We start from the raw sequence: 22179 nt of genomic DNA, 5'->3' as shown, positions 1-22179 counted from the left end.
GCCGTCTTTTCACTCTTATGCTTTCAGCTCTTCAATACGCTTTTGAACAGCTTCGCGTTTTGCGACATAATCACGTTCTTTCGCACGCTCTTCTTCTACGACACTTTCAGGCGCTTTTTTCATAAAGCCTTCATTGCCAAGCTTTTTCTGAACTCGTTCCACTTCTTTTGTCAGTTTATCAAGCTCTTTTTGCAGACGAGCAATTTCTTCATCTAAGTTGATTAAGCCTTCAAGCGGCAGAATGAGTTCTGCTCCAGAAATAACAGCCGTCATCGCTTTATCACTAGCTGGGACATCTGTGCCAATTTCAAGAACACTTGGGTTCGTGAAGCGCTCAATATATGAACGATTTTTCTCTAAACGTTCCTGAACATCAGACGTAGATGCTTTAATGTAAAGCTCAACTTGTTTGCTCATTGGCGTGTTCACTTCACTGCGAATGTTACGAACAGAACGAATCAGTTCAACAAGCAGTTTCATATCAGCAGAAGCTTGTTCGTTGGAAAGCTCCGGCTTCACTTCAGGCCATGCCGCTACAGTAATGGACTCACCTTCATGAGGTAGATGCTGCCAGATTTCTTCTGTTAAGAACGGCATAAACGGATGAAGAAGTCTCATCGTTTGATCTAATACATACGCAAGGATCGAACGAGTCGTTTTCTTCGCTGCTTCATCTTCTCCATAAAGCGGAAGTTTCGCCATTTCAATGTACCAATCACAGAAATCATCCCAAATGAAGTTGTATAAATGTCTGCCTACTTCACCGAATTCATACTTGTCAGCAAGCTGTGTGACACTTTCAATTGTTTCATTTAAGCGTGTCAAAATCCATTGATCAGCAACTGATTTTTCTCCTGTCAAATCAAGCTCATCATACGTTAAACCATCCATATTCATGAGAGCAAAACGGGATGCGTTCCAAATTTTGTTCGCAAAGTTCCAAGTGGATTCAACCTTTTCAAAGCTAAAACGTAAATCTTGACCTGGAGAGCTTCCTGTCGCTAAGAAATATCTCAGTGAATCCGCTCCGTACTTGTCGATAACCTCCATTGGATCAATTCCGTTGCCAAGTGACTTACTCATTTTACGCCCTTGTTCATCGCGGATAAGACCATGAATGAGTACATCTTTAAATGGTTTTTCTCCTGTGAATTCAAGACCTTGGAAGATCATACGAGATACCCAGAAGAAGATGATGTCATAGCCTGTTACAAGCAGATTGGTTGGGTAGTAGCGCTTGAAGTCTTCACTGTCTGCATCTGGCCAGCCCATTGTAGAGAAAGGCCAAAGCGCTGAACTAAACCATGTATCAAGTACATCGTTATCTTGCTCCCAGTTTTCAATATCTTCTGGCGCATCAAGTCCCACGTATACTTCCTTCGTTTCTTTATGATACCAAGCCGGGATGCGGTGTCCCCACCATAGTTGACGAGAAATACACCAGTCACGGATATTTTCCATCCAGTGTAAATACGTCTTTTCAAATCGGTCTGGAACAAATTGAACTTGCTCATCACCTTTTTGCAGATTGATGGCTTCATCTGCGAGCGGCTGCATTTTCACAAACCATTGTGTTGATAAATATGGCTCCACTACAGCTCCACTGCGCTCACTGTGACCAACTGAATGCATGTGGTCCTCAATTTTGAACAAAATGCCTTCTTCTTGAAGATCTTTCACAAGCTGTTTACGACATTCGAAGCGGTCCATTCCTTTGTATTGAAGTGCGTTTCCATTCATTGTGCCATCTTCATTCATCACAAGAATGCGCTCTAGGTTATGACGGTTTCCAAGCTCGAAGTCATTCGGGTCATGAGCCGGCGTTATTTTTACAGCTCCTGATCCAAATTCCATATCGACATAGTCATCCCCAACGATTGGAATCTCTCGGCCTGTAATTGGTAAAACAACTGTTTTCCCAATCAAATGCTGATAGCGTTCATCTTCAGGATGTACAGCGACTGCCGTATCTCCCAGCATCGTTTCAGGTCTTGTTGTCGCAATTTCAATCGAACCTGATCCATCTGCAAGCGGATATCTCAAGTGATAAAACGCACCTTGCACATCCTTGTAGATGACTTCAATATCAGAAAGGGCCGTTTTTGTTGCTGGGTCCCAGTTAATGATGTATTCTCCGCGATAGATCAATCCTTTTTCATACAATTGAACAAACACTTGGCGGACTGCTTTATTCAAGCCTTCATCTAATGTGAAACGCTCACGCGAATAGTCTAGACCTAGACCCATTTTCGCCCACTGGCTACGAATAAAATCGGCATACTCTTCTTTCCACTTCCACGTTTCTTCTACAAATTTTTCACGTCCGAGATCATAGCGGCTCACACCTTCTTCGCGAAGCTTCGCCTCTACCTTTGCTTGTGTTGCAATACCCGCATGGTCCATTCCTGGTAGCCATAAAACATCATAGCCCTGCATCCGTTTCATACGAGTCACGATGTCTTGAAGAGTTGAATCCCAAGCATGCCCTAAGTGTAATTTTCCTGTCACGTTTGGTGGAGGAATGACGACTGTATATGGATCTTTCGTTTTGTCATTTTGTGCTTCGAAGAATTTCCCTTCAAGCCAGTACGTATAGCGGTCTTTTTCAATCGCATTTGGATCGTACTTTGTTGGCATTTCTTGATTATTTGTTCCCATTTGTGTTACCTCCACATTTTTTCGGCTGATGAAACATAAAAAAAGCCTTTTCATCCTTATAAAAGGACGAAAAAGCTTTTTCGCGGTACCACCTTTTTTCACGAAACACTTAGACGTGTCCCGTACTCTCTAAAGGATAACGGGGATCTCCCGAATTTCTCTACTACATGTTTCAAGAAATTAAGCTCACAGGCGACCTTCCAAACAAGTGCATCCTAGAAAACCTTTCAGCTATTGGTTTCCCTCTCTTTAGGGGCTTGCTCGTACTCTTCCTGATCCACGCTTACGATATATCACGTTCATCAGCTTATACTCATCTTTTATTAATATTACTAAATGCCTTTTGTTTTCGTCAATCATCTTTTCCGCTTTTCTTCTTCTTTATACAAATTGGGCAGGCACCCTTTGCCTCTTTGCCCATATGATAATAACAAAATAAAGAAGGAGGGCGTTTTATTTTGAAAAAGATCAATCCTTACACACTCCCCCCATGGCTTAGACAAATTCGGGCAGTTGCCTCCCAAGTCGTTCTCCCGATTGCCATATTTCAAGGCTTTCGCACGATCATTTTTCCCACAACATTTGACGTCCTCATCTTAGGAATTCTTATATTTCTCGCCTGTGCCTTTCACCTTGATTGGTTTTAAGAGAGCTGAAAGTTGCAGGCTCACTCTTATGTATAGGTCCCTCGTTAGACATTTCATAACGCAACAGCAAACAACCTCGTCACTCTTCTGATGACGAGGCGTTTTGTTCTTCTTCAAGGCGTCTAGCCTGCTCAATTTCGTGTATTTTCATGACGGTCGGCTCAGAATTTTTCATTTGCCAATACGCCCTTAACAGCTCCTGACAACTTTCCATCTCATCCTGTCCGCCTGCTTCATAGGCTTTCACCGTATCAAACAAACCCTGCGGATAAGCGAGGTAGCTCAAGAACAAATGAATCTCTTCCTCACGAAGTTTATTTCCCTTTTGATACGTATAAAACAAAGATGTGCATTCAGGACAAGGAGTAGGGTAGGTTTTGAATGTGCGATAGTAAAAGGTCAAAAGGTCATAAATGGGGGCAGCCTTTTTGGACCGCTCAAAATTGGTGAAATGTCCTGTACCTACATCATTGTACAAAAAGTGATGGATCGACAATTGCCCATGGTTTAACACAATACGTGTCGTCTCTTGGTCTTTCATTTCCTCATGCCAATCATCTAAACGTTCAAGTGCAAATTCACTTGCAGACATCGCTTCTGAAAAATACATAGCAGCAGCCAGCTCAAATGGCGACATATACCATGTTTGTTCTGCCCGCTCGATAAATCGTTCATACATGTCTTTCTCTGTTTCCCATTTGCTTTTCATTTGGGTGTAGTGAGCCTCTATTTCCTGCTCAGTAATGTCCATCATGACTTCTGTTCGTTTATGAAGTCTTGCAATCTCTTGAAATAAATATTCATGTTTATCGTCCTGCTCTTCTCTCTTTTCATTGGTCAGCCATGGCATGAGATAATACGTGTACTGGCTTTCCCGATGATTAGAGAAAAAGGAACCGCTCTTCGTGCGATAAATCGGCACAAACGAGCGATAGCCTTTTGATTCTAGTTCAAGCATTTGCTCTGTAAACTGCATGTGTCGATGGGGCTTTACCCGCTTTAGTGCAAATACGCCCTGCTTTGTATACACTCTAACGACAGCTGGACTGACAGGTTCGATATATTCAGCCTCAAGCCCGTATTCGTATAGGACAGATTGGATTTCATCCACGTTCTCTCACCACATTTTCTCGGTCCATCATCTCATACTATGCGTTGCTTTTTTGATATTCAGGAATATAAAGAATCTGCCCTTCTTCAAGCTCTGCATCCACCGACAATGAATTCGTTCGAAGGAGCTGCTGCACATTCAACTGATATCGCTCACAAATACGATCGACCGTATCTTCTTGCTGAACTATACATATTTTCATGCGAGAAAAATCTTCCTCCTCCTGCTTAGCGAACAGCTTCGTTAAATAAAGAGAATTCTCACTGCCAGACGCTTCTCTCTGGTCATGTTCAAACTCCTCAGCTTCTTGAGCTGATTCATACACCTTTGGTGCTTCACGTTCATATAATCGTTCGAACTGATAGCTGTCATCCCGCTCTTCCTGCGTCTGTTCCATCTGATAAGTAGGTGATTCAAAGGCTGGATAAACTGGCGGCTCTTCTTCTTCCTTGCTCTCTGCTTCAGGGTCTTTCCTCACTTCCACCTCAAAGAACGTATCATCCCGCTCCTCTTCTTCTAGCAGCTTAGGCGGGTCAAAGAATGGCGGCTCTTGTACTTGAGCTTCTGGGAAGGAACGATACCCAAGCGCCACGGCTTCTTCTTCCTCGTATTCCTCCTCTTCTTCTGCTTCTTCCACCATCACCGTCTCGATGTCTATTTCATCCTCTTCTTGTTCAGTTCGCGCTTCATGTTGCAAAGCGGCCTGCTGTTCTGCATTTTCTTCATGCTCTTCACGTGGCAGCATTTCTTGCTCTTCATATTCAGGCTGCGCCTGATATTCATAAGTGACATCGCCATATTCCTCTTCAGCACGATGGACAAATTCATATGGCTCTTCTACAAGTGGTTCAGGCGTTCCTTCATCTAAAAGACCTTCAATGGCCAAATCAGCCTGAATCGTGAGCAAACGGCTTTCTGTCAGCTGGTAATCAAATGCATCAATAAACACAAATACATCATTTAAATGACTAATTTTGTTCTTGGGGATCGTGATATCCACCGGAAATTGATGCAGCAGCTCCGCCGTTCCGTCCTCTCTTACCTTCACCTCATCAGCCTGCCTGTATGATGCATAGGAACTGGATTCACCCATTAGCTCCTCTTGATTTATGTTGTATTCTCCTGTTAGCTCGAGTGAACCTCTAATTGATACATAATCATTCACTTCTTGAACGAGAATGTCAGGATCGAGAGAAATTGACAGTAGCTCACTGACTTCCTGTCCGTTTTTGAAATAAATGGACTCTTCTACCGAAAACTGTAATCGATTGTTTTGAGACAAGTCGGTGTCCTCCTTTCATCTAATCCTTCAAAATAAAATTAGATGTCAATACAGGTGTATGAAGGAGGCAGTGAAAATATGATTGGTTTTATGCAAAGCAAAAAGCCGATATGTCTCCATATCGGCTCAGCGTGTAGACAAACCCTCGCATTCGGTGTCAGTCCTGCGCGCTGGTGCTCACGAATGTCAAATTCGCTCCGCTCCAGTACTCGTCCTTCCTAGACTGCAAAGGTTTTCTTTCACGCTGAAAAGAAGACAAAGGGCTAAAATAAAGTTCATTTTAACCCTTTGTCAACGATCTAAGCCGATATGTCTCCATATCGGCTTTTGGTTACTGAGCTAATTTTTGAAATACCTTTTCAACTGTCTCAATTGTATACTCGATGTCTTCATCCGTATGAGCAGTTGAGAGGAACAGCCCTTCGAATTGTGAAGGTGGAAGGAAGATGCCGTGATCAGCCATTTCCTTGTAGAATTCAGCGAATAAAGCGAGGTCAGCTGTTTTCGCTGTATCGTAATTGACGACTTGTTCGTTTGTAAAGAAGAATCCGATCATGGAACCGGCACGGTTAAATGTTAATGGAATCCCATGTGCTTTCGCCGCTTTTGAAATGCCTTCTTCCAAACGATCTCCTTTGCGTCTAAACTCTTCATAAGACTCAGGTGTCAGCTGTTTTAATGTTTCAAGACCTGCTGTCATCGCAAGCGGGTTACCGGATAACGTTCCTGCTTGATAAATCGGGCCGCTTGGCGCAATTTGTCTCATAATGTCCGCTCTACCGCCATAAGCACCAACTGGCAAGCCGCCTCCGATGACTTTACCAAGACATGTCAGATCAGGCGTAATGCCAAAATAGCCTTGTGCACAATGATAATCCACACGGAAGCCTGTCATGACCTCATCAAAAATGAGTAAAGAGCCATATTGCTCAGTGATGTCTCTCAATCCTTGCAAGAAACCTTCTTGCGGAGGGACAACCCCCATATTTCCTGCAACTGGTTCTACAATGACACCTGCAATGTCGTCTCCAAATTCTTTAAAAGCGACTTTGATGCTTTCTAAATCATTGTATGGAACGGTGATCGTATTGCTTGCTGTACCTTCAGGGACACCAGGGCTATCCGGAAGTCCAAGCGTTGCCACACCCGAACCAGCTTTAATGAGCAAAGAATCACCGTGGCCATGATAACAGCCTTCAAATTTCACAATTTTGTTTCTGCCTGTAAAACCACGTGCCAGACGAAGCGCACTCATCGTCGCCTCTGTTCCAGAGCTGACCATACGAATGACCTCAATAGAAGGAACTCGTTCTGATACAAGCTTAGCTAATTCATTTTCAACTAAAGTAGAAGCACCGAAGCTTGTACCATGTTCAGCTACTCGCTGAATACTTTCAACCACACGGTCATTCGTATGCCCTAAAATAAGCGGTCCCCACGATAAGACGTAATCAATATATTCATTTCCGTCAATATCGTATATTTTTGCGCCTTTGCCTCGTTCCATAAAAATCGGGTCTGTATTGACTGATTTAAATGCGCGCACAGGGCTGTTCACACCACCCGGCATTAACTGCTGCGCTTCTTTAAATGCTTGCTTTGACTTTTCATAGCTACGTCCCATTTCAATGTCCTCCTGTCTATCCGTTCTTTATTCTGAGAGCCATTTCGCTGCATCTTTTGCATGATACGTAATGATTAATTCTGCGCCCGCACGTTTCATGCTAGTCAGCATTTCAAGAACAAGCTCTTTTTCAGAAATCCAGCCATTTTGAGCTGCTGCTTTCACCATTGCATACTCTCCGCTCACATTGTACGCAACAACAGGAAGTGTAAATTCATTTTTCACATCACGCATGATATCTAAGTATGAAAGTGACGGCTTCACGATCAGGAAGTCAGCGCCTTCTTCTACATCAGACTGCGCTTCTCTCAGTGCTTCTAAGCGGTTTGCAGGGTCCATTTGATACGTTTTACGATCTCCAAACTGCGGTGTGCTATGCGCCGCATCACGAAACGGACCGTAAAAAGCACTTGCATATTTCACAGCATATGACATCACAGGCACATGAACAAAGCCGGCCTCATCAAGCGCCTCACGAATTGCGATAACAAAGCCATCCATCATGTTTGATGGAGCAATGATATCTGCACCTGCACGAGCCTGACTGACAGCGGTTTTCGCTAAGAGCTGAAGAGATTCATCATTTAAAATTTCTCCATCTTCAACGATTCCGCAATGTCCGTGATCTGTATATTGACATAAGCAAGTATCAGCAATGACCACAAGCTCAGGGAAATGCTTTTTGATTTCAAGCGTTGCTCTTTGAACAATCCCATGATCGTGATAAGCTTCACTGCCTACATGGTCTTTATGGTCTGGTACCCCAAAAACAATGATAGATTTAATCCCAAGGTCAACAAGCTCTTGGACTTCTTCTTTCACAAGATCAACTGAAATGTGATAGACACCCGGCATTGAAGGGACTTCTTTCCGGACATTCTCTCCCTCTACAAAAAAGATGGGATAAATGAAATCAGAGGGTCTTAAAAATGTTTCTCTCACCAATTCTCTCATTCCTGCGCTTGTACGCAATCTGCGGTGTCTGTTAAATTTCATCATTGGTTCAACTTCCTTTCAGATAAACGGCACATCAAATCAAGCATCCCGTCTATCGTATAAGTATCTGGGGTTTCAGAAGAAATCCCGTATTGAAGCAGTGCCTCTTGTGTAAGAGGACCGATGCTCACAAAACATGTGTCTGATGCAGCTAATCTATCGATATCAGCCTCCATGGCATGCATAAAAGAATGAACAGTGGAGGAGCTTGTAAATGTAATAAAATCAAATGATTGCTCCATCATTGCCGACTTGAGTGCGATAATTCCGTCCTCATCCTTCACTGTTTCATATATAATCCACTCTTTTACGTCAATGCCAAGCGGAACGAGGGTATTCTTCACCACATCTCGTGACAGGTGACCTTTTGCTACAAAGACACATTCTTCTGGGTGTACATGTTCAATTAAAGCATCTGCCAGTTCTTCTGCTATAAAACGTTCTGGAACCACATCCACTTTTAAGCCGTGCTGCATCAGATAGGCAGATGTTTTTTCACCTACGGCCGCCACTTTCAAGTGGGATAAGCTTTGATGTAATTGATGCTTCTCTATATAACTGAGAAAAAAAGACGCACCATTTACACTCGTAAACACAAGCCAATGGCTTGCTTCTAAGTCTTCTAAAAATGCCTTCGCTTTTTCTTTTGTCAGCGTTGGCTCAAACCTGATAAGAGAGGTTAAAACAGCATGGCCGTTCAGCGCTTCAATTTTCTGCTGAAACGCACCCGCTTGACGTTCATTTCGAGTGACAAGCACCGTCTGTCCGTAAAGCGATTTGGCTATCGTCATTGGGAAGACAGATCCTTTTTCACCTTGTCGATCAAATCCTTTGCTCCCTTATCAGCCATCTGCTTCGCACATGCTGTTCCAATTGCCTCAGGGTCAGTACCTGTTACGGTTTCTCGAATAATCGTATGCCCATCCGCAGATGCCACAAGACCTGTCAATTCAATTTCATCACGCTCATTCATCGTTGCGTAACCAGCAATCGGCACTTGACAGCTTCCATCCATTTGTTGAAGGAAAGCTCTTTCAGCAAGGACCGTTTTCTTTGTATACTCATTTGTGAATTGAGCTAACAGCTGCAATAGCTCTTCGTCATCTCCCCGGCATTCTATCGACAATGCGCCCTGCCCTACAGCAGGAAGGCAAGTATCAGGAGATAAAAATTCCGACACGACTTCTTGACTCCAGCCCATTCTAGACAATCCGGCAGCCGCTAGAATAATCGCATCATATTCTTCATTTTTCAGTTTTTCAAGTCTCGTATCAATGTTTCCACGGATCCATTTAATCTCAAGATCTGGTCTCTCCTGAAGAAGCTGGGCACTGCGCCGTAAGCTGCTCGTTCCCACAACCGCTCCCTTTGGCAATTCATGAAGACGGAGATGATCCTTTGAAATCAATGCATCCCGCACATCTTCACGCTCAGGAATACAGCCGATGACTAAACCTTCCGGAAGAGAGGCCGGCATATCTTTCATGCTGTGTACCGCCATGTCAATGTCATGGTTCAGCATTGCCTGTTCAATCTCTTTAACAAACAGACCTTTTCCGCCAACCTTTGATAAGGTCACATCTAAAATTTGATCACCCTTTGTCACAATCTCTTTAATTTCAAAAGAATAAGAAGGGTTTAGTTCAGACAACTTTTGAATGACCCATTTTGTTTGTGTAATCGCAAGTTTGCTTCGTCTAGAACCTACTTTAATTGTACGCATTACGTCTTCCTCCCGACAATGCCCTTAAGACTCATCATTATTGAAACCAATGAAAGGTTGATAAGCTACCAAGCAGAAAATAATTGATCATCAGCACAAGAAATGAAGCGACATTCCATCGCGCCACGATTTTGCCCTGCATATTTCTCACCAGTCTAATGTATAAGTAAAAGCCGTATAAAAACAGCATAATAAACGAACCGAGCACCTTTGCATCTGTCCAGTACAACGTATCATACGAAATATATGCCCATATAATGCCAAGAATTAAACTAAGCAAGAGCATCGGCACGCCAATAATATTTAAGACATACGCCATATGATCAAGCTTTGATAAATCTTCAATTCTTAAAAGCCATTTTCCCCATTTTTTCTTTTTCAGCAAACGATATTGAAATAGGTAGAGTAGTGAAAAAGCAAATGAAAGTGAAAAAGCGCCGTATGATAAAATGGCCATCGTAATATGAATGACGAGCAGCTCACTCGTCAGCTTTCCCGTCAGTTCGGCAGAATGAAGATCAGATGGTGTAAAGGTGTGAATCGCCATCATGGAAAAACCAATCACATTTGTAAAAAAGACAATAAATTCAACGCGTAATACTTTTGTCAAAACAAGTGACAATGTCACAAGCACCCACGTATAAAAATATAACCCCTCTGCTACATTCAACACAGGGAATCGGTCTGTTTCCATCATAATATAAAACATGTAGACTGTTTGCAGCAGCCAGACAATAGAAAGCAACCAGAAAGCCATTTTTCCAGCCTTCCGGTTGTGTTGAAGAAAATCTATGAAATAGAACAAGACACTGAGTGCATAGATCAAGGTCGTCGCTTCACCTAGTCTCGCTACAATGGATTCCATCATCGCCTAATCACTCACTGGCAACTGTAGCAAGGCCTTGTGCCATATTTGTTTTAAACAGCTGAAACGCCCCTTGCTCCACCTGCATCGGCTCTGCCTTTTGCTCTTCATCTTCAACCTGTAAATCAAAGATTTCTTTAAAGAGTAAAAGTTTTTCCTCTGCATTCGGCTCCCCGGCAATTTCTTTGGCCTTTAAGATAGGATCTTTCAGCATTTGATTGATGATGCTTTTCGTATGTTTATTTAACAGCTTCATTTCACGATTTGTGAGGTTTGGAAGCTTTCGTTCGATGCTTTGCATCGTATCCGCTTGAATCGAGAGTGCTTTTTCTCTTAAAGCAGAAATCACAGGAACCACTCCGAGCGTATTAAGCCATTGCTTAAATTCCACAATTTCAGCTTCGATGAGAAGCTCCACCTCTTCAGCTACTGCACGGCGCTCTTTCAGGTTAGCTGCCACAATGCCCTCAAGGTCATCAATGTCATACAAAAAAGCACCTTCTACTTCAGAAATAGCTGGATCTAAATCACGTGGTACTGCAATATCCACCATGAATAGAGGTCTGCCTTTTCTCTGTTTGTTCGCTTTTTCGACCATTTCCTTTGTGATCACAAATTGTTTAGCCCCAGTAGAGCTAATTAAAATATCCGCTTCAGATAAAGTTTTTTCTAATTGATTCAAGCTCTTAGGCTCTCCTGAAAAGCGGCCGGCCAGTTCTTTGGCCTTTTCAAACGTTCGATTGATGACTGTTACCTGGCCAATCCCTTGACCTTGAAGGTTTTGAGCCGCCAGCTCGCCCATTTTACCCGCACCAAGAATAAGGACATGTTTATCAGAAAGACGTCCAAAGATTTTTTTGGCAAGTTCCACTGCCGCATAACTGACAGATACAGCATTAGACGCAATATCTGTTTCCGCATGAGAGCGCTTCGCAACTGTTACCGCCTGCTTAAACAAATAATTGAAAACGGTACCAATGGTCTTCTCCTCTTGAGCGACTTTAAAGCTTGAGCGCACTTGACCGAGTATTTGTGTTTCACCAATGACCATAGAATCAAGTCCACAGGCAACCCGGAATAAATGCTCAACCGCTCCATCATTTTCATAAAACTTCAAATATGGAGAGACATCTTCTTTTTCTAAACCGAACCAATCTGCTAAAAATCTTTTTATATAAAACCGACCAGTATGAAGCTGATCTACAACTGCGTAGATCTCTGTTCGATTACATGTTGAGATGACGATATTCTCTAGAATGCTTTTTTCTTCTTTAAGCTTGGACATCGCTGTTCCGAGCTCGCTCGGTTCAAAGCTCAGCTGTTCCCGTATCTCAACAGGGGCTGTTTTATAATCTAAACCCACAACAAGAATATGCATAACTTCAGCTTGCACCCCCAACGCCCTGTCTAATTTATAATAATTACAATATAGAATTTATTATTTATAATGATTATAACATATATTCATTTTTAACTGGATAAAAATTGTGAACAGATTTCAAAAATGTTGTGATATAGTAGAAAAATGTTCGACATCGAATGCCATATCATCACTTCAAGCAATTTACCAGATTTGGCGCGTGCGGACAAATGATCTGCTTATAAGAAGGTGACATCTTTGAAGAAGAAATCTATTTTGCTGCCGCTCACTTTGCTGGCTGTAGCACTATATGCCATTCTCTCAGGAGATCAATTTGACATTTGGAAAGATCAGGAGAAATGGTATACACTTGTACTGCTTTTTGGCCTTGCTTTCTTATATCAAGGAAAGAAGGAGCAGGAAACCTCTCATGTGTTTATCGGTATGCTCATGACAGGCCTTGCGCTACACTTTATCCTTCAGCCGAAATTAGAACACTGGCCAGATACATTTACGATGATTGTGTTCATCGTCGGCCTCGCACTTTTGATGAAATCATCACAGAAAAAGGAATATCGAATAGAAAGTGTTGTTCTCATTGCACTCGGTCTATTCCTTTATTTCTTTCAACAAATTACGAAGCAACTTAGCACACTTTCGATCCCTACTTCCGGTTTTGAATTGTACTGGCCATATGTATTGATTGCCGTCAGTCTCCTCTTATTATTTTTAAAAAGGAAATAACTTATACAATAAAAAGGCATCTGCTTTGTGCAGATGCCTTAGAATGTTGACAAATGGCTAAAATGAACTTGATTTTAGCCATTTGTCTTCTTTTCAGCGTGATAGAAAACCTTTGCAGTCTAGGAAGGACGAGTACTGGCGCGGAGCGAATTTGACATTCGTGAGCACCAGCGCGCAGGACTGACAACGAATGCGAGGGTTTGTCTTCACGCTGAGGCATCTGCTATGTGCAGATGCCTTTCTTTTAACTGTTAATCTTCGCAAGGATCGCATTCCAGGCTTCATCTTTTCCCTTTTTTGTTTCAGAAGAGAAAAGGATTAATTCATCTGATGGGTCAATGTCGAGTGTCTGTTTGACGACTTTCGCATGCTTTTCCCATTTGCCTTTTGGAATTTTATCGGCCTTTGTCGCAATAATGATCACAGGAACTCCATAATATTTAAGGAATTCATACATGTTCACATCATCTGCGGATGGCTTATGACGCAGATCCACAATTTGGACGACTGCTTTTAACTCTTCACGCATTGTAATATACGTTTCAATCATTCTCCCCCATGCTTCGCGCTCTGTTTTTGATACTTTTGCAAAGCCATAACCTGGGACGTCCACAAAATGGAGCATATCATTAATAATGTAAAAATTAAGCGTCTGGGTCTTTCCTGGTTTAGAAGACGTACGCGCTAAATTTTTCCGATTAATCAATGAGTTAATGAACGAGGACTTTCCAACATTTGATCGTCCAGCAAGTGCGATCTCAGGCAGTCCCCCGCTCGGGTACTGCTCTGGTTTCACCGCACTAATGACGATATCTGATTTTGTTACTTTCATCTTCCCTCTCCTACTAACGCTTTCTCAAGCACCTCATCTAAATGTGAAACCGGAATAAAAGTTAATCCTTCTCTCACACTTTCAGGAATATCATCAATATCCTTCTCATTGTCCTTTGGAAGAATAATCGTTTTCAGTCCTGCACGATGTGCGCCTAATGCTTTTTCTTTTAATCCGCCAATCGGAAGCACTCTTCCTCTTAACGTAATTTCTCCTGTCATGCCAACCTCTTTTGAAACAGGACGTCCTGTGAGTGCTGATACAAGAGCCGTCGCAATGGTAATACCAGCTGATGGCCCGTCCTTTGGAACCGCACCCTCTGGAACATGGATATGAATATCGTGCTTTTCATTAAATTGAGGATCAATGTTCAGTTCATCTGCTTTTGAACGAATATAACTGAATGCCGCCTGCGCAGATTCTCTCATGACATCACCGAGCTTACCTGTTAGCAAAAGCTTGCCTTTACCCGGCGAGAGTGAGACCTCGATGGACAAGGTGTCTCCGCCAACTGTGGTATATGCAAGGCCTGTGACAACGCCGACCTGATCTGTCGTTTCCGCCTGACCATAACGGTAAAGTCTTTTTCCGAGGAATTCAGATAAGTTCTTTTCCGTCACTGTGATGCGTTTGCGGTCTTCAGCCACAATTGCTCTTGCCGCTTTTCGGCAAATCGCCGCAAGCTGACGCTCTAATCCGCGGACTCCTGCTTCTCTCGTGTAATAGCGAATCATATCGTAAATCGCTGCTTCACGAAGCTGCAAGTTCCCTTTCTTTAATCCGTGCTCCTTTAGCTGCTTCGGCAGAAGGTGATCTTTCACAATTTCTGCTTTTTCAACTTCCGTATACCCTGCAATCGTGATAATCTCCATTCTATCACGAAGTGGACCTGGAATGGTTGCTAAATTGTTGGCAGTTGCGATAAATAAGACTTGAGACAAATCAAATGTCTCTTCAATATAATGATCGCTAAAGTTATGATTTTGCTCTGGATCTAACACTTCAAGCATCGCAGAAGACGGATCTCCCCTAAAGTCAGAAGACATTTTATCAATTTCATCTAAAAGAAAGACCGGATTCATTGTGCCCGCCTTGCTCATCCCGCGAATGATACGGCCAGGCATCGCACCTACATAAGTTCTTCGATGACCACGGATCTCAGATTCATCACGTACACCACCAAGAGAGATACGGATAAACTTTCGATCGAGTGATTTGGCAATGGATTTAGCAAGTGACGTCTTCCCTACCCCAGGAGGTCCTGCCAAGCAAAGAATCGGTCCCTTTAATGAATTTGTCAGTTTCTGAACAGCAAGATATTCGAGTACCCGCTCTTTTACTTTTTCAAGCCCGTGGTGCTCGTCATCTAAAATTTCGCTTGCAAGCTTTAAATCTAGACGATCTTCTGTATAAGTGCCCCACGGCAGATTGATCAGCCAATCAATATAATTGCGAATGACAGAACTCTCAGCAGAGCTTGAAGGGATTTTTTCATAACGGTTCAGTTCTTTTAAAGCCGTTTCACGAACAGAATCTGGCATACCGGACTCTTCAATTTTAGCCATAAGCGTACTGACTTCGCCTGTTTTCCCCTCTTTGTCTCCAAGCTCTTTTTGAATAGCTTTCATTTGTTCGCGCAAATAATATTCTTTTTGCGTTCGCTCCATTGAACGTTTGACACGCTGGCCAATTTTCTTTTCAATCTCTAGCACTTCTTTTTCATTGTGAATGAGACTGATGACCCGATTCAATCGTTTTTTGACATCGACTGTTTCCAGCACTTCTTGCTTGTCTTTTAATTTCAAAGGAAGGTGGGAAGCGACGATATCCGCCATTCTTCCAGGTTCTTCAATATCCGTCACCGTTGCATATGTTTCAGCTGAGATTTTTTTTGAAATTTTTATGTACTGATCAAAGTGATCTAACAAAGTGCGCATGAGTGCTTCTGCTTCTGCGTCCTTTAATTCTTCTTCTGTCAACTCTTTAATATCGACTGACGTATAGTCTTCTAGCTCCATGTAGGATTCGATCTGCGCTCGATTTAAGCCTTCGACGAGCACACGGATCGTTCCATTTGGCAGCTTCAGCATTTGTTTAATTTTTGTGTAGGTGCCGACTTTGAAAATTTCCTCTTCACCTGGTTCATCTATTGAAATTTCCCGCTGTGTTGCTAGAAAAATCATGTGATCGTTCATCATCGCCTGTTCTAATGCTTGAACAGACTTTTCGCGCCCAACGTCCAAATGCAAGACCATTGTTGGATAAACAAGCAAGCCTCGCAGCGGAAGGAGCGGAACATTCTTTTTGATTTCATCTGCCATGTTGATAGACACCTCCGTCACTAGTATGAATCATTATAATATACCTGTTTCAGTCTTGTACAATGTAAAAGACTTGAGAAATGATGATCTTACCGTAGTATACCCTTTCTTTTTATCTTGAAAAAGAAAAAAAGATCTATTTCACTAAAAAATCCCCATATGAGATGGGGATTAAACAGATTTCCTTTTCATTTCTTCTTCTAGTCCATCTTTCTTCTCATCTGGCGGATTGACCAAACACTGATCCAGCACTTCTTGGAAGTGCTTCACAGGCACAATCGTAACCCCTTCAATCTCTTTTAAGATCGACTGCTGATTGTCATAAGGGATGATCACTGTTTTGACACCCGCTTGTTTGGCTGCCTTGATTTTTGGTATGACACCGCCGATCGGCTTCACCTGACCTTGTAATCCAATCTCACCGGTCATCGCCGTTAAATGATCAATCGGAATTTGATGAATGGCTGAGAAAATGGCTGTGGCCATCGCAATTCCAGCAGATGGCCCATCAATCGGGGCACCAGCCGGAAAATTAATGTGGATATCATATTCATTTGTTCGTATGCCTAAGTTTCGAAGCACGGTTAAGACATTTTCAACTGAGCCCTTCGCCATACTTTTCCGTCTGATCGATTTCGACTGATTGCCGATGCTTTCTTCTTCCGCAATACCAGTAATATTGATACTGCCTTTTTCAAGCGCTTTACAAATGTTCACTTCAATTTCAAGCAGAGCCCCGCTATTCGGTCCATACACGGCAAGACCATTTACTACTCCTACCTTTGGCTTTTCCGGTACTTTTTGTTCATATCTTGGTGTCAGCTGGCTTGAATGAATGACCCATTCTACATCGGCAATCGTAATATCCTTTCGGTTTTCAGTGACAGCCATACCTGCGGCAATCTGTACCATGTTGACCGCTTCACGTCCATTTTTCACATAGGATGTTAACAGGTTCAGTCCTTCGTCACTTAATTCCTTCTGTATTTTCTCGACTGCTTTAGCTGCCACAATTTTCAGCTCATGCTGATCCAAATCCTTGAAGAAAATCTCCAAACATCTTGATCGAATAGCCGGCGGAATTTCGTCCGGTGTTCTTGTCGTGGCGCCAATCAGTCGAAAATCAGCGGGCAACCCATTTTGAAAAATATCATGGATGTGATTCGGGATCTGCGTATTTTCTTCACTGTAATAAGCACTATCTAAAAACACTTTTCGATCTTCTAGCACTTTGAGCATTTTGTTCATTTGAATCGGATGCAGTTCTCCAATTTCATCGATAAAGAGAACGCCACCATGAGCATGTGTGACGGCTCCTTGTTTCGGCTGCGGAATGCCTGCCTGTCCCATTGCCCCTGCTCCTTGATAAATGGGATCATGTACGGAACCAATCAAGGGGTCTGCGATGCCTCGTTCATCAAATCTTGCCGTTGTGGCATCAAGCTCAACAAATACTGCATCTTTTTTAAATGGTGAATCAGCGTGACGCTTCGCCTCTTCCATCACTAGACGGGCAGCAGCTGTTTTTCCAACACCAGGCGGCCCGTAGACGATGACATGTTGCGGGTTCGGTCCACACAGGGCAGCTTTAAGTGCACGTATACCGTCTTCCTGCCCTACAATATCTTGAAACCCCTTTGGCCGGACTCTCTCTGATAAAGGTTCACTCAGTTTAATGGATCGCATCTTTCTGAGTGCTTCCATTTCTTTCTTTGATTCTTTATCGATCGTCACCTTTTGTGTGCGCTGATTTTTCAGTAAGTTCCAAAAGTACAACCCGATGACGATACCAAAGAACAGTTGTATGAATAATACGATTCCTGTCCAGCTCAATCGGTGCTCCCTCCTTCATCTATCGTTATGTATTGGTTTCTGTCTGCTAGTATTTCCTAGAGCTGGACGGAATAAACACAACTTCCACGATAAATAAAAAACTCCTGAATCAAAAGATTCAGGAGTCATTCAAATGGGCTTATGCTGATGTTTTTGTATCTTTATTCACGACTGTACCGTCTTTTAAGACAAGACGTGGCGGCTCACCATCAGCAACCGTTTCACCAGTAATGACACATTTCTCAATATCATCACGAGATGGAAGATCAAACATCACATCAAGCATGATGCCTTCAATGATGGAGCGAAGACCACGAGCTCCTGTTTTACGCTCAATTGCTTTTTTCGCAATTTCGCTAAGAGCATCTTCTTCAAACTCAAGCTCAACATCATCAAGCTCAAGCATTTTTGTATATTGCTTAACGAGCGCATTTTTAGGCTTCGTCAAGATTTCTACAAGTGCTTTTTCATCTAACGGCTCTAGGCTTGCAATAACCGGAAGACGACCGATGAATTCTGGGATTAAACCGAAGCGAAGTAAGTCTTCTGGCAGAACTTTTGATAGAAGGACTTCTTTTTCAAGATCTTCAATTTTATTTTCCGCACCGAATCCAATCACTTTTTGACCTAGGCGGCGTTTGATAATTTGCTCAATGCCGTCAAAGGCTCCACCACAAATGAAGAGGATATTTGTTGTATCAATTTGAATGAATTCTTGATGAGGATGCTTACGTCCACCTTGAGGCGGTACACTAGCGACTGTTCCTTCAAGAATTTTCAAAAGGGCTTGCTGTACACCTTCCCCAGATACATCACGAGTGATAGAAGGGTTTTCTGATTTTCTTGCTACTTTATCGATCTCATCGATGTAGATAATGCCTTTTTCAGCTTTTTCTACATCATAATCTGCTGCTTGGATCAGCTTTAGTAAAATATTCTCTACGTCTTCCCCAACGTAACCTGCTTCTGTTAAAGACGTCGCATCTGCAATCGCAAATGGAACATTTAAAATACGTGCAAGTGTTTGAGCAAGTAATGTTTTACCGCTTCCTGTAGGTCCAATCATAGAAATGTTACTTTTCGAAAGCTCAACATCATCAATCTTACTGTTGGAATTAATCCGCTTGTAATGGTTATAAACCGCTACAGCTAAGGATTTCTTCGCATTCTCTTGTCCGATGACATATTCATCAAGAATTTCCCGGATTTCATGAGGTTTCGGAACATCCTTGAATTCAACTTCTTCCTCAGTACCGAGCTCTTCTTCAACTATTTCCGTGCAAAGCTCGATACATTCATCACATATATATACGCCAGGTCCTGCGACCAGTTTACGCACTTGATCTTGCGTTTTTCCGCAAAACGAGCATTTTAATTGACCTTTTTCCTCGTTGAATTTAAACATTCTTTCACCCCTTATTCTTCTTCACTTGCCTGTAGCTAACAGTCAGCTACCCTTCTGGGTCCAGTATGTATGCATTTTACCATACTTTCCTAAAAGACGGTAATGATGTGTTTGTAACACTGCACATTGAGATATGTATGACAGAAAGATGCGACTTACACTATCGTTTCCAAAAGAAGCGATGATAAGTCAAAAATTGTACAAAACAAGGCACGAGTCACTCGCGCCCTGTTTTATTATTATGCACCATATTAACGGTTTTCTACAAGAAAATCAATTGCTTTACGAACTTTTAAATCTTCTTTCATTGCTTCAGTAGAACCGATCGCTTGTTTGATATTTTCAACTGGCATGTTGTATGCTTCAGCCATTTTTGAAAGTTCTTCTTCCACTTCTTCATCAGAAACTTGTAGGTCTTCTGCAGCAGCAATTGCTTCAAGAGTAAGATTAGATTTTACGCGTTTAGCAGCATCTTCTTTCATTTGCTCTTTTAGCGCATCTTCATCTTGTCCAGAGAACTGGAAGTAAAGCTCAAGGTTCATCCCTTGCATTTGAAGACGTTGTTCGAATTCTTTCATCATGCGGTCTAGCTCAGTGTCAACCATCGCTTGAGGAACGTCAACTTCCGCATTTTCAGAAGCTTTTGCTACTAGCTCTTCACGAAGTTTGCCTTCTGCTTCGTTTTCTTTTGCTTCTTCAAGACGTTTCTTCGTTTTTTCAGTTAATTCAGCAATCGTTTCAACTTCTTCATCAACATCTTTAGCGAACTCATCGTCAAGTGCTGGAAGTTCTTTTGCTTTAATTTCATGAATTTTTACTTTGAATACAGCTGGTTTACCTGCAAGGTCTTCAGCATGATATTCTTCTGGGAATGTCACTTCAACGTCTTTTTCTGCACCTGCTTCAAGACCAACCAATTGCTCTTCGAAACCAGGGATGAATGAACCAGAACCTACTTCAAGAGAGTAGTTCTCAGCTTTTCCGCCTTCGAATGCTTCTCCATCAACGAATCCTTCGAAATCAAGAACAACTGTATCGCCGTTTTCGATTGCGCCTTCTTCTTTGACAACAAGCTCAGCTTGACGGTTTTGCATAGCTTTTAACTCTTCTTGGACATCTTCATCAGATACAGATGTGTCGTCTTTTTCTACGTTAAGACCTTTGTAATCGCCAAGTTTTACTTCTGGCTTCACTGTTACTTTTGCAGTGAAGATTAAGCTTTCGCCTTTTTCGATTTTCTCAACATCGATTTCAGGGCGGTCAACCGGCTCGATACCAGCTTCGTCGATTGCTTTCGGATATTCAACTGGAAGAAGAATATCTAGTGCATCTTGATAAAGAGATTCTACTCCAAAACGCTGCTCGAAAAGACCACGTGGTACTTTCCCTTTACGGAATCCAGGGATTGATACTTGCTTAACTACTTTCTTAAATGCATCATCAAGTGCTTTGTTAAATGTTTCAGCGTCAACTTCTACTGTTAAGACACCTTCGTTACCTTCTTGTTTTTCCCATTTTACTGACATGTGTGTTTCCCTCCAAAAATCTATTCAGATTGTGCGTTGTTACATTCTAAAGCATCATAAAGACTTCGTCCAATCAAAAACCACGCACTCCGCTAAAGAAGCGGTCTTATGTATACAACATTTGACTTGATTATACATAACGTCTTTCAACCGTTGGAATCTTACAACCGCACGATATATGCACAAATACAACCATTATATTATAACATAACAAGTCCGTCTTTCAACTAAATCGACAAATTACAAATAAGAAATTTCTTCAATATCTTTCAGCATTGTACAAGCTTCTCTCAGCTCTCGTTCGTTAAAATCATACAATAAATGCAATTCTTCGAGGTCAATCTCGATTCCATGCATTTCATAGCCGACTTTATGAAGGGCCGCAGCCCAAAGACTCGGATCCGTATATTTAGGAAGAAATGGATATAGCACAAATAAGTGCCGGCGCCATAACTCTTCAACTCCTTGGTAAAGGGTTGGGTTCTCATTGCCGAGTGTGTCATCGAGCTTTCGAAGGACTTGCTGAAGCAGTGGCATTTGCTCTGGCTTGACAGCCTCAGAAGGAACAAGCGTTAAAGAATCACCGAACTTCGTCACATGAACCGGCTTTGCCACATCATGATCTGACAGAAGTTGCAGGATCAATGATTTGACCAAAGGGTTGCCATCAGGCTTTTGTAGGATCGTATTTAATAGACCCATATGCGGCGTGATGTTTCGGTCTTTCAGCGAATGGATGAACTGCACCTGCTCTTCTGGCCGCTCGAGCATTTCATCTATATTGATTTCTCCGCTGCCTTCCTCGTCTTCGTCTAAAATCTCTTCTGGTGATTCAATCATCTTTCTGCTAAATTCAAGCAGCTTATAAAAATGCTCCGCGCTTTCTGCTGGAAGGTGATTTTCTTCAAGGACAGCCTCAATTGTTTGTTTGACTTCCTCGTACTCTTTCAGCTGAATTAAGATGGTCATATATACTTGAAGCACAGTGAAATAGTGTCCATATCCTTCATGTAGCATCTTTTCACAGACTCGCTTTGCATCCTGCAGCTCACCAAGCTCTAGAAAACAAATCGCCATACCGAGATGAATATCGGATTCTTCATCGTCATCATACGATTTCGCTTCTGAAAATAAGTGAAGCGCCTCTTGATACTGTTTATCTTTTAATGCTGCCATTCCTTTTTCAATCAGTCTTTCTTTCAGACCAGGAAACAAAATGACATTATCTTTCTTCTTGTCATGTTTCATGCTT

17 protein-coding genes and 1 other annotated feature are annotated in these 22179 nt (G+C 42.2%); of the genes, 2 read left to right on the top strand and 15 right to left on the bottom strand.

The window, feature by feature from the left end; genetic code table 11:
- Positions 1-15 precede the first annotated feature (15 nt).
- Positions 16-2658 carry a valine--tRNA ligase gene (locus M2369_RS01020; RefSeq protein ID WP_024718405.1) on the bottom strand — a complete coding sequence of 881 codons (2643 nt, stop codon included), beginning with the start codon at positions 2656-2658 and terminating at the stop codon, positions 16-18.
- Positions 2659-2717: 59 nt separating this feature from the next.
- Positions 2718-2947: a binding site (T-box leader), on the bottom strand.
- 169 nt (positions 2948-3116) lie between these two features.
- On the opposite strand from M2369_RS01020, the gene M2369_RS01015 reads away from it, so the two are divergent.
- Positions 3117-3305 carry a hypothetical protein gene (locus M2369_RS01015; RefSeq protein ID WP_003216497.1) on the top strand — a complete coding sequence of 63 codons (189 nt, stop codon included), beginning with the start codon at positions 3117-3119 and terminating at the stop codon, positions 3303-3305.
- A 79-nt stretch (positions 3306-3384) separates the two neighbouring features.
- On the opposite strand, the gene ysxE is transcribed toward M2369_RS01015, so the two are convergent.
- From ysxE to hemA, 8 genes are all read right to left on the bottom strand, one after another.
- Positions 3385-4416: a spore coat protein YsxE gene (gene ysxE, locus M2369_RS01010; RefSeq protein WP_144667285.1), complete on the bottom strand. Its 1032-nt coding sequence runs from the start codon at positions 4414-4416 to the stop codon at positions 3385-3387.
- Between the two features lie 37 nt (positions 4417-4453).
- Complete coding sequence (locus tag M2369_RS01005; RefSeq protein ID WP_259253291.1) at positions 4454-5698, bottom strand: LysM peptidoglycan-binding domain-containing protein; 1245 nt, start codon at positions 5696-5698, stop codon at positions 4454-4456.
- Between the two features lie 331 nt (positions 5699-6029).
- Positions 6030-7322: a glutamate-1-semialdehyde 2,1-aminomutase gene (hemL, locus tag M2369_RS01000; protein ID WP_041506785.1), complete on the bottom strand. Its 1293-nt coding sequence runs from the start codon at positions 7320-7322 to the stop codon at positions 6030-6032.
- 27 nt (positions 7323-7349) lie between these two features.
- Positions 7350-8321, bottom strand: a complete 972-nt coding sequence (hemB, locus tag M2369_RS00995; protein ID WP_007501555.1) for a porphobilinogen synthase — start codon at positions 8319-8321, stop codon at positions 7350-7352.
- A complete protein-coding gene (locus M2369_RS00990) occupies positions 8318-9109 on the bottom strand; it encodes a uroporphyrinogen-III synthase (RefSeq protein ID WP_008342826.1) in 792 nt (263 codons plus the stop codon). The genes hemB and M2369_RS00990 overlap by 4 nt, the downstream gene beginning before the upstream one ends.
- Entirely contained in the window at positions 9106-10041 is a 936-nt protein-coding gene (gene hemC / locus M2369_RS00985) for a hydroxymethylbilane synthase (RefSeq protein WP_024718409.1), read from the bottom strand. The genes M2369_RS00990 and hemC overlap by 4 nt, the downstream gene beginning before the upstream one ends.
- A gap of 37 nt (positions 10042-10078) precedes the next feature.
- Positions 10079-10909, bottom strand: coding sequence for a cytochrome c biogenesis protein (locus tag M2369_RS00980; protein WP_007501558.1), 831 nt, complete (start codon positions 10907-10909; stop codon positions 10079-10081).
- Positions 10910-10916: 7 nt separating this feature from the next.
- Positions 10917-12284 (bottom strand): glutamyl-tRNA reductase, encoded by a 1368-nt coding sequence (gene hemA / locus M2369_RS00975; protein WP_024718410.1) that lies wholly within the window; start codon positions 12282-12284, stop codon positions 10917-10919.
- A 240-nt stretch (positions 12285-12524) separates the two neighbouring features.
- Between hemA and M2369_RS00970 the strand changes: the two genes are divergently transcribed.
- On the top strand, positions 12525-13010 hold the full coding sequence (locus M2369_RS00970) for a hypothetical protein (protein WP_024718411.1): 486 nt from the start codon (positions 12525-12527) through the stop codon (positions 13008-13010).
- 244 nt (positions 13011-13254) lie between these two features.
- Here the strand turns inward: M2369_RS00970 and yihA are convergent, their stop codons facing one another.
- From yihA to ddcA, 6 genes are all read right to left on the bottom strand, one after another.
- Entirely contained in the window at positions 13255-13842 is a 588-nt protein-coding gene (yihA, locus tag M2369_RS00965; protein WP_007501562.1) for a ribosome biogenesis GTP-binding protein YihA/YsxC, read from the bottom strand.
- Complete coding sequence (gene lon, locus M2369_RS00960; protein ID WP_007501564.1) at positions 13839-16163, bottom strand: endopeptidase La; 2325 nt, start codon at positions 16161-16163, stop codon at positions 13839-13841. The genes yihA and lon overlap by 4 nt, the downstream gene beginning before the upstream one ends.
- Before the next feature lie 171 nt (positions 16164-16334).
- The gene (lonB, locus tag M2369_RS00955; protein ID WP_007501566.1) at positions 16335-17996 is read right to left on the bottom strand and encodes an ATP-dependent protease LonB; all 1662 of its coding nucleotides are present in this window, start codon (positions 17994-17996) and stop codon (positions 16335-16337) included.
- A 139-nt stretch (positions 17997-18135) separates the two neighbouring features.
- Positions 18136-19401: an ATP-dependent protease ATP-binding subunit ClpX gene (gene clpX, locus M2369_RS00950; protein ID WP_017358145.1), complete on the bottom strand. Its 1266-nt coding sequence runs from the start codon at positions 19399-19401 to the stop codon at positions 18136-18138.
- Between the two features lie 251 nt (positions 19402-19652).
- Positions 19653-20927, bottom strand: coding sequence for a trigger factor (gene tig, locus M2369_RS00945; RefSeq protein WP_017358146.1), 1275 nt, complete (start codon positions 20925-20927; stop codon positions 19653-19655).
- Positions 20928-21167: 240 nt separating this feature from the next.
- A complete protein-coding gene (gene ddcA / locus M2369_RS00940; RefSeq protein WP_007501571.1) occupies positions 21168-22175 on the bottom strand; it encodes a DNA damage checkpoint antagonist DdcA in 1008 nt (335 codons plus the stop codon).
- Between the last annotated feature and the right edge of the window lie 4 nt (positions 22176-22179).

Source organism: Bacillus sp. JUb11, assembly GCF_024807925.1.
GTDB classification, from domain to species: Bacteria; Bacillota; Bacilli; order Bacillales; family Bacillaceae; genus Bacillus; species Bacillus altitudinis.
Note: the sequence above shows the minus strand (reverse complement) of the source record. Positions and strands in the feature narration are given on the sequence as shown.

Coding starts and splice junctions, on each gene's coding strand:
- hemA (WP_024718410.1), bottom strand. CDS start 12,284: ATGCATATTCTTGTTGTGGGTTTAGATTATAAAACAGCCCCTGTTGAG.
- clpX (WP_017358145.1), bottom strand. CDS start 19,401: ATGTTTAAATTCAACGAGGAAAAAGGTCAATTAAAATGCTCGTTTTGC.
- M2369_RS00980 (WP_007501558.1), bottom strand. CDS start 10,909: ATGATGGAATCCATTGTAGCGAGACTAGGTGAAGCGACGACCTTGATC.
- ddcA (WP_007501571.1), bottom strand. CDS start 22,175: ATGAAACATGACAAGAAGAAAGATAATGTCATTTTGTTTCCTGGTCTG.
- hemB (WP_007501555.1), bottom strand. CDS start 8,321: ATGATGAAATTTAACAGACACCGCAGATTGCGTACAAGCGCAGGAATG.
- hemL (WP_041506785.1), bottom strand. CDS start 7,322: ATGGGACGTAGCTATGAAAAGTCAAAGCAAGCATTTAAAGAAGCGCAG.
- M2369_RS00990 (WP_008342826.1), bottom strand. CDS start 9,109: ATGACGATAGCCAAATCGCTTTACGGACAGACGGTGCTTGTCACTCGA.
- M2369_RS01020 (WP_024718405.1), bottom strand. CDS start 2,658: ATGGGAACAAATAATCAAGAAATGCCAACAAAGTACGATCCAAATGCG.
- yihA (WP_007501562.1), bottom strand. CDS start 13,842: ATGAAAGTAACAAAATCAGATATCGTCATTAGTGCGGTGAAACCAGAG.
- lon (WP_007501564.1), bottom strand. CDS start 16,163: ATGGCAGATGAAATCAAAAAGAATGTTCCGCTCCTTCCGCTGCGAGGC.
- tig (WP_017358146.1), bottom strand. CDS start 20,927: ATGTCAGTAAAATGGGAAAAACAAGAAGGTAACGAAGGTGTCTTAACA.
- hemC (WP_024718409.1), bottom strand. CDS start 10,041: ATGCGTACAATTAAAGTAGGTTCTAGACGAAGCAAACTTGCGATTACA.